Raw genomic sequence first — 8,761 nt, forward strand, 5'->3', positions numbered from 1 at the left:
GTGCCCTACGTCACGGCGCATGCCGGTGATGTCACAGCCGGGCCGGGCTGTCTCGTCTCAGGTGTGAGGTCTATTCGAGGTCAAGGACGGTGATGGTTGTGCGGGTGTTCGTGGCGGGTGGGACCGGTGTTCTGGGTCAGCGGTTGGTGCCGCAACTCGTGGCCCGGGGCCACCAGGTGACAGCGACGACGACGAACGCGGCCAAGGTGGGGATGCTGGAGCGGTTGGGCGCGGAGCCGGTGGTCATGGACGGCCTGGACGCGGCGTCGGTCGGCGAGGCGGTGGCCACGGCCCGGCCGGACACGATCGTGCACCAGATGACCGGGATCTCCATAACGCATGCCGGCCAGCCCGACTTCAGGCATTTCGACCGGTGGGCGGTTCCGACGATCAAGCTGCGCACGGAGGGCACAGATCATCTGCTGGCCGCCGCGGAGGCGAGCGGCGTGTCTCACTTCGTCGCGCAGGGTTACGCGTGCTGGAACGGGATTCGCCAGGGCGGCTGGGTGAAGACCGAGGAGGACCCGCTGGACCTCGAGGAGGGCACGGCCGCGTACACGTCGATGCAGGCCCTGCGCCACGTCGAGGAGGTCGTCGGCAAGGCCGGAGGAGCGGTGCTGCGCTACGGGGGGCTCTACGGGCCTGGGGCCATCGACGACCAGGTCACGCTGGTGCGCCAGCGCAAGTACCCGCTGGTCGGGCGCGCCAACGGCTATCACTCGTGGGTCCACCTCGACGACGCGGCGAGCGCTACGGTGCTGGCGGTGGAGCAGCACGCGGCCGGCGTGTTCAACATCGTCGACGACGAGCCCGCGCCGGTGAATGAGTGGCTGCCCTACCTGGCGAAGTGCGCCGGGGCCAAGCGGCCGATGCGGGTTCCCAAGTGGCTGGCCCGCATGCTGGCCGGGGAAGTGCCGGTGATCATGATGACCGAGGCCCGCGGCTTCTCCAACGCCAAGGCCAAACGCGAGCTCGGCTGGCAGTTGCGATACCCGTCGTGGCGGCAGGGCTTCCAGGAGGAACTGGCGTGAACCGAGCCGAGGAGTTCGAACAGCTGCGACCGCTGCTGTTCTCGATCGCCTACCGGATCCTGGGCAGCGTGAGCGAAGCCGAGGACGCCGTTCAGGAGACCTGGCTGCGCTACGAGGCCACATCGACCGAACCCGCCTCGGCCAAGGCGTTCCTGTCAGCGGTGGTCACACGTATCTCGATCGACGTGCTGCGTTCGGCGCGCGTCCGCCGCGAGGAGTACGTCGGGCCATGGATTCCCGAGCCGCTGCTGGCCGACCCGTACGAGGACCCGGCGCGATCGGCCGAGCTGGCCGATTCGGTGTCGATGGCGGCCCTGCTGCTCCTCGAACGGCTCAGTCCGCTCGAGCGGGCGGTGTTCGTGCTGCGCGAGGTGTTCGGATTCGGCTTCGACGAGATCGCCTCGGCGGTCGGACGTTCGGAGGCGGCCTGCCGTCAGCTCGCGGTGCGCGCACGCCGGCACATGGCCGCCGGACGCCCGCGATTCGAAGCCGACCGCCGCGAGCGCGAGCAGCTCGCCGAACGGTTCTTCGACGCCTTCCGCGAAGGAGACCTCGACGGGCTGCGGGACCTGCTGGCCGCCGACGTGCACATGATCGGCGACAGCGGCGGCAAGGGGCCGCAGCTGGCCGCCCAGCTGGTCGGCGCGCAGAACGTCGCCCAGGTGCTCGCCGCTCTCGTCCCGCCGTTCCTGCGGCTCGGCGGTGTCATGCAGTCCCACGAGGTCAACGGGCAGCCCGGCGCGATCTTCCGCGACCGGCACGGCAACGTCATCAACACCTGGGCGCTGGACATCGTCGACGGTCAGGTCCAGACGATCCGCTCGGTGATCAACCCCGACAAGCTCGCCCACGTCGGCCCGGTAGCCGATGCGTGGGCAGTCTTTCGCGAGGCGCGTCATGCACGCCAGTCCACGAACTGACCGGACACTTCTCATGCGAACCAGGCCATCGCGTTCGGGGCGGGCCGACGGCCGCGTCGCGTGGCCGGCCTACGCGGCGCTCGCGTGGATCGTCGTGTTCTTCGCCTTCCACGTCTACTGGTACGCCGGCGAACCTTCGGGCGCGGCGGCGTGCTGCCCGGCCTCCTACCGCACTCGGTGATCGGTCGGATCTTCGAGGTGGTGATCGTGGCCGCCTTCCCGATCGGGGCGTGGGCCTGCCTGGCGATCGCGCGCGGGTGGCCGCGCGGTCGGCTGCGCCGCCTGGCCGCGTTCCTTGTCTGGTTCGGCTGGGCGCTGCTGACCCTGCGCGGCGTCTCCGGCCTGGTCGACGACCTGACCCGCTCGATCGGCCTGCTGCCCAACGGGATCACCGGCCTGTCGATCGAGGATGCGACGGGCATGGCCCACCCGTCCGCGTCCGTGCTGTGGTCCGGCCGCGCGACCGACGCCTACTTCTTCGCCGGCGGCCGCGCGACCGACGCCTACTTCTTCGCCGGCGGGCTCGTCTTCGGCCGGCTGGCCTGGCGCTAACGCAACCGCCCGGCCGCCGCCCCGACCCTGGCCGGCTGAGCGGGTACCGAGCACCACCGCAGAAGGCAACACCGCGCCCTGCAAACAACCTTATGGAGGCACTATGCCCATGCCGAGTTCCGAGACGCTGTTCACCGAGCCGGCCCCCGCGGATCGCCTCGCACGAGCCGCCGCCGCGCTGACGGCCAACGGTTTCGCCGTCGAGATCCTGGACAGCGCCGCCGAGGCCCGGGCCCGGGTCGGCGAGCTCATCGTCGACGGAGCCAGCGTGTTCACCGCGGCCAGCGAGACGTTGCGCCTGTCCGGTATCGACGAGGACATCAACGCCGGCGGGCGATACCAGGCGGTCAAGCCTCGAGTCGTGGCCATGGACCGCGTCACCCAGGCCGACGACATCCGGCGGCTGCTGGCCGGCCCCGACGTCGTCGTCGGCAGCGTCGCCGCGCTCACCGAGGCCGGTTCGCTGGTAGCCGCCTCGGCCAGCGGCAGCCAGCTACCCGCCTACGCCGGAGGTGCCGCCCAGGCGATCTGGATCATCGGGGCACAGAAGGTGGTACCCGACCTGGCCACGGCGCTGCGCCGCGTCGACGAGCACGCCCTCCCTCTGGAAAGCGCCCGCGCCCAGGACGTCTACGGCCTGCCCAGCGCGGTCAACCGCCTGCTCGTGCTCAACGCGGAACCCCACCCCGGCCGGGCCACCGTCCTGCTGCTCCGCGAAGCCATCGGCTTCTGAGCGCGCGTCGCCAGCCGGCCATCCGAACGTAGAGGAGTACCAGAACATGGATCTGCAATTGGCGGGTACGACGGCCCTGGTGACCGGGGCCAGCCGCGGGATCGGGCTGGCCATCGTGCAGGCGCTCCTCGCCGAGGGTGCGAACGTGATCGGCTCGGCCCGCACCGTGTCGCCCGAACTCGCCGAGTCCGGCGCACACGCGATCACCGCCGACCTGGCCACGCCGGACGGTCCAGGCGAGCTCGTGCACGCGGCCGTCGCAGCCCACGGCGACATCGACGTCCTGGTCAACTGCGCCGGCGGCGGTGACGCCACGGACCTGCGCGCGTTCTTCGACTACGACGACGCGTTGTGGCACAAGACGTTCGACCTGAACTTCTACTCCGCGGTGCGCACCTGCCGGGCCGCGATCCCCAGCCTGACCCGCCGGCACGGCCTGATCGTCAACATCTCCTCGGTGGGCGCCCGACTGCCGCACAGCGGCCCGGTTCCCTACAACACCGCCAAGGCGGCGCTCACCGCGTTCAGCAAAGCACTCGCCGAGGAGTACGGGGACCAGGGCGTGCGCGTCGCGACAGTCGCCCCAGGACCGACCCGCACGCCGGTATGGACCGCCCCGGACGGCATCGGCGCCGCCCTCGCTGCCGCGCAGGGAATCTCGCACGACGACCTACTGGCCGGCCTGGCCGCGGCGTCCGGCATCCGCTCCGGCCGGCTCGTCGAGCCCGAGCAGGTCGCCTCCCTGGTCGCCTACCTCGCCTCGCCGCTGGCGGCCAGCATGACCGGCCAGGAGTACCTCGTCGACGGCGGCTTGATCAAGACGATCTGACCTGTCGTGGCGCGCTAGGAGGCCGGTGGAACCTCCGGGGGCGACCAGCCGGCCGGCGGCCAGGATCAACTCGGCCAGGGTTGGCGATCCCGAACTGACGAGCCTTCTCGTCCCGAGGCTCGCTCCTGGCCCGCGAACAAGCAAGCCCGCCAAGAGTGGTGATGCTGGGATTAGCCGGTAGGACGGGCCCGACCAATGTTCAAGAAGGTCCCCACGCCTTGTGAGCTAAAAGCCGACCCGAAACGGCAGACACTGACGCGAACACACGACCCTGGAACGCCAGCACACCGTCCACGACCTGAGCGACAACGGTGTGAACCTCCTCGCCCGCGTACGACGGCTCAATCTGGCGCTCAATACGGTCAAACGCTACGCTCGCGGCGCCCGAGCCCAACTGGCTGTGTCGCCACGCCTTCCCTGACGCTTTCGCCTATGTCCTGGCGCTGCGGGAGGACTCCTCATCGCCGACCGCAGCAGATGTCAGGACGCCGGACCCGCTGATCGCGGTGGCGGCCCCGAGACCCTCTTGGACCAAGAGGCCCAGTTCTCAAGTCAAGCCACCCACCAAGGGTTTCGAACGGCGCTGCTGTCCCGCCTGATCCGAACCCGCCGAGCCTTGGCGCGATTCGCCAGGTGGCGATATCAGACACGAGTCTGATCTATACATCTCCCGTTCACAAGCCTTAACTCTGATCGTCCACGCCGAGCTGCCGCGATCCCAGAACCGCCACCATCGGTCCGCAGCGTCGGCCATCCCATCCCCGCCGATCCATCACTTCAGCCATGAATCGCTTGCGGGCCGACCTGGGCCCTACGGAACAGTCAGGGAATCTCTTGAGATCATCACCGAGATGCTGGAGCGTGTTCGCCGTCGCCGGCGCCGCCCTCCTGTCGTTGGCACAGCCCGCCGCCGTGTCCGCCGCCCACGCCGCGGCCACCGACTCCGCCGCTCCCGCCGCGCAGCGCAACGTTCCCCCGGGCGCCCACTCGGTCACCCTGATCACGGGTGACGTCGTGGTCACGCGGCGGTCCGGCGCCGCCGGCGGCACCGTCGATGTGCAGGCTGCCGCCGGGACACAAGCCCAGGCGCGCATCATGGAGTCGAACGGCGACCTTTACGTTTATCCCGAGTCCGTTCTCCCCTACGTGGCGGCGGGCGTGCTGGACAAGCGCCTGTTCGACATCAGCCAGCTCGTCGCGGACGGCTACGACGACGCACATCGGGACCAGTTGCCGCTGATCGTCTCGTACAACAGCAAGGCCGCCTCAGGGCTGCGTTCCACAACCCCCGAGGGCGCCACCCGGGTCAAGGCCCTCGGCAGCGTCCAGGGTGCCGCCCTGTCCGAGGACCGGGACCGATCGGCCGACTTCTGGCGTGCTGTCACCTCCGCCCCGGCGTCCGGCTCGAGGACCACCGCAGCCGTGTCCGGCAAACCGGCCTTCGGCGGAGGTATCTCCCACATCTGGCTCGACGGGGTCGTGAAGGCGGATCTCGCGGAGTCCACCGCTCAGATCGGCGCGCCGCAGGCGTGGGAGGCCGGCGACACGGGGAAGGGCGTGGACGTCGCCGTTCTGGACACCGGCGTCGACGCCGAACACCCTGATCTGGTCGGCCGAATAGCGGCCGCGCAGAGCTTCGTTCCGGACGAGGACGTGACCGACCGCCATGGCCACGGCACCCATGTCGCGTCCACCATCGCCGGCACGGGGGCCGCGTCGGACGGCAAGGAGAAGGGCGTCGCGCCCGGTGCCGACCTGCACATCGGCAAGGTGCTCTCCGACGAGGGTTCCGGCCAGGACTCCTGGGTGCTGGCCGGCATGGAGTGGGCCGCAGTGGACCAGCACGCGGACATCGTCAACATGAGCCTGGGCTCCACGGCGCCGTCCGACGGCACGGATCCCCTCAGCGCGGCTGTCGACCGCCTGAGCGCCGAGACCGGGACGCTGTTCGTGGTCGCCGCGGGCAACGCGGGCTCGGACTACAGCGTCGGCTCCCCCGGCGCGGCCGACGCAGCCCTGACGGTAGGGGCCGTCGACTCCTCGGACGACGTCGCCTGGTTCTCCAGCCAGGGCCCGCGCGTCGGCGATGGCGGGCTCAAGCCGGAGATCACCGCCCCGGGCGTCGACGTGCTGGCGGCACGCTCCCAATACTCGCCGTCCGGCGAGGGCAGCTATCAGACCTTCAGCGGGACCTCCCAGGCCACCCCGCATGTCGCGGGCGCCGCGGCCCTGCTCGCGGCGGCGCACCCCGGGCTGACCGGCTCCCAGTTGAAGGACCTCCTGGTCAGCACCTCGAAGCAGACGCCCAAGTACGACGCCTTCCAGGCGGGCAGCGGCCGGGTGGACGTCCCGTCGGCACTGAGCGCCGACGTCTTCGCCTCGGCGACCGCGTTCGCCGGGCAGGTGACCACCGGCGCGTCCGACGCGGTGACGCGTCCGGTCACTTACACCAACATGGGTGGCTCACCGGTCACCCTCGAGCTGTCCGTGCAGGCCCCGAACGCCCCTGCCGGAATGTTCCGGTTGTCCGCCTCCCAGGTCGTCGTACCGGCCCACGGCACCGCCGAGGTCACGGCCATCATCGACGGCTCCAAAGCAACGGGGAACGGTCACTGGACCGGCCAGGTCATCGCGGCCGACACAGCCGGGAAGACCATCACCCACACGGCCGTGTCGCTGGGCGACATCGCCCACAAGCTGACCCTGGTCCTCAAGGACGCACAGGGCAAGCCGATGTCGGGGGTCGTCGAGTTGCTGCGGTCCGGTCAGTTCGGGCCCGAGTTCTGGATCGTCGACGAGACCGGCACTGCGCAGATGTTCCTCCCCAACGACGTCTACTCAGTGCTGGAGTTCAAGGACGTACAGGGTGTCCACGGCCCTCACTCGATGGGGATGGCGCTGCTCGGTGACCCCGAGGTCGTGATGGACCACGACACCACGGTCACCTTGGACGCCTCGAAGATCGAGCGGGTGGACATGACCACGCCGCAGCGGACCGAGACGACCTACCAACGCCTTGAGTACAACCGCTCGATGGGCGGTGGAACCTGGCGCGACTACATGGAGACCCAGACCAGCTACGACAGCCTCTGGGCCCAGCCCACCACGCACAAGGTGACCCACGGCGACTTCTACCTCGGCGCCCGCTGGCGCAAGGAGCAGCCGGCACTCGCCATCGCCACCAAGACCACCGAGTTCACCGACGCCCTCCGGCAACAGGACGTGACCGCACTGGCCCAGGGTCACTACAAGCTCCCGCTCGTGGCCGTCGGCGACGGCACGAGCGCGGACTACGCCGGCGTGGACGCGCGGGGCAAGGCGGTGGTTGTCCGCCGCAACGACACGATCAGCGACGCCGACCAAGCCGCCGCGGCGATCGAGGCGGGCGCCAGACTCCTGCTGGTCGTGAACAACGAACCGGGGCGCTGGTTCCGGAGCTACAGCCCTGAACCGTGGAAGGAGACCCCCGCCCGGATCGACGTCGCGTTGTTGAGCACGGACGAGGGCGAGAAACTCTTCGCCCAGGCCTCTGCTCCCAAGGCGGCGCTCTCGGTGGACTCGCAGCCGGTCAGCCCTTACGTCTACGACCTGATGTGGACGTGGCACAACCAGATCCCGGACCACATGGTCGTCCAGGGCGGCCCGAAGACCCTCGCGCGGGTCAACGTCGACTTCGACAGCCCCGATACGACCCGGCGCGGTGGTGAGTTCCGCTTCGACTGGCCGGTCTACTCGGACTGGGGCATCGGCACGATGACGAGTGAGCCGATGAACTCGCAGCGGGTCGACTGGGTCTCCACCGGGCCCGGATACTCCTGGGGTCAGGAGGCCTACGTCGAAGGTCTGCTCTTCGAGATCGAGCCACGCACCACGTACCGGGCGGGCAGCACACAGACACAGCAGTGGTTCAAGCCCATAGAGCGCCCGTACCTGAACAACAACTACAAGCCGCCGACCCGCACGGGGAGCCAGCTGACCTTGGACGTCCCCGGCTGGGGCGGCTCGGATCACGTCGGCATGTCCATGGACTACCAGCGCATGCCGCACACCCTCACGCTCTACCAGGGTGACACCCAGCTGGCTCAGAACTCGGGGAACACCATGGTGCAGGCTGACGCACCCGGCGCCGGCAAGCTGCCGTACCGCCTCGTCCTGGACGCCAGCCGGGACAGTACGGTGAGCCCGTACTCCTCCACCACGCACACCGAGTGGGACTTCACCTCCCAGGCTCCGGCGGGGGACGAGACGTCAGTCCTGCCGCTCATGCAGATCAACTACGGAGTCGACACCAACGCGGCGGGCAAGGCCGCAAGGAACGCGACGCTGGCGGCGTCCGTCGCCCACCTCGCCCACGCCACCGGCGCCGGCACCCTGTCGGCGGTCACCTTGGAGGTGTCCTACGACGACGGACACACGTGGCGGAAGATCACCGGCGGAAAGGACGGCCGGTTCGCACTGTCCGCCCCGAAGCAGGCCCAGTTCGTCTCACTGCGGGCTCACGCCCACGACAGTGCCGGAAACGCGGTCACACAGACCGTGATGCGGGCCTTCGGTCTCCGCTGACCTTGTGGGGCGCACCGCCACAGCATGGTGCACCCACGCGTCTCCCGCCGGGGGCCGGAAGCCGCCCCGGCGGGAGACGATCCGGAACGCGCGGGGCCGTGGGGCCGCGCGGTACCGGGGAGGCGGGGTAAAA

At 69.8% G+C, this 8,761-nt stretch carries 7 protein-coding genes; all 7 read left to right on the top strand.

All coding sequences use genetic code 11. The features are described from left to right. The first annotated feature begins 92 nt into the window (after positions 1 to 92). The 7 genes from ACWDA7_RS33665 to ACWDA7_RS33695 all read left to right on the top strand — a co-directional run bounded on the left by ACWDA7_RS33665 (position 93) and on the right by ACWDA7_RS33695 (position 8,628). Complete coding sequence (locus tag ACWDA7_RS33665; RefSeq protein WP_450609236.1) at positions 93 to 1,031, top strand: NAD-dependent epimerase/dehydratase family protein; 939 nt, start codon at positions 93 to 95, stop codon at positions 1,029 to 1,031. Then, on the top strand, positions 1,028 to 1,951 hold the full coding sequence (locus ACWDA7_RS33670) for an RNA polymerase sigma-70 factor (protein ID WP_450609238.1): 924 nt from the start codon (positions 1,028 to 1,030) through the stop codon (positions 1,949 to 1,951). The genes ACWDA7_RS33665 and ACWDA7_RS33670 overlap by 4 nt, the downstream gene beginning before the upstream one ends. Before the next feature lie 13 nt (positions 1,952 to 1,964). Next, entirely contained in the window at positions 1,965 to 2,132 is a 168-nt protein-coding gene (locus ACWDA7_RS33675) for a hypothetical protein (protein ID WP_450609240.1), read from the top strand. Further along, positions 2,129 to 2,503 carry a hypothetical protein gene (locus tag ACWDA7_RS33680; RefSeq protein ID WP_450609242.1) on the top strand — a complete coding sequence of 125 codons (375 nt, stop codon included), beginning with the start codon at positions 2,129 to 2,131 and terminating at the stop codon, positions 2,501 to 2,503. Before ACWDA7_RS33675 ends, ACWDA7_RS33680 begins: the two co-directional genes overlap by 4 nt. Before the next feature lie 109 nt (positions 2,504 to 2,612). Further along, complete coding sequence (locus tag ACWDA7_RS33685) at positions 2,613 to 3,236, top strand: LUD domain-containing protein (protein ID WP_450609243.1); 624 nt, start codon at positions 2,613 to 2,615, stop codon at positions 3,234 to 3,236. Between the two features lie 46 nt (positions 3,237 to 3,282). Further along, positions 3,283 to 4,065, top strand: coding sequence for an SDR family NAD(P)-dependent oxidoreductase (locus tag ACWDA7_RS33690; RefSeq protein WP_450609245.1), 783 nt, complete (start codon positions 3,283 to 3,285; stop codon positions 4,063 to 4,065). Positions 4,066 to 4,926: 861 nt separating this feature from the next. Beyond that, a complete protein-coding gene (locus ACWDA7_RS33695) occupies positions 4,927 to 8,628 on the top strand; it encodes a S8 family serine peptidase (RefSeq protein WP_450609247.1) in 3,702 nt (1,233 codons plus the stop codon). Positions 8,629 to 8,761: the final 133 nt, after the last annotated feature.

It is taken from the genome of Streptomyces sp. NPDC001156 (assembly GCF_053598275.1).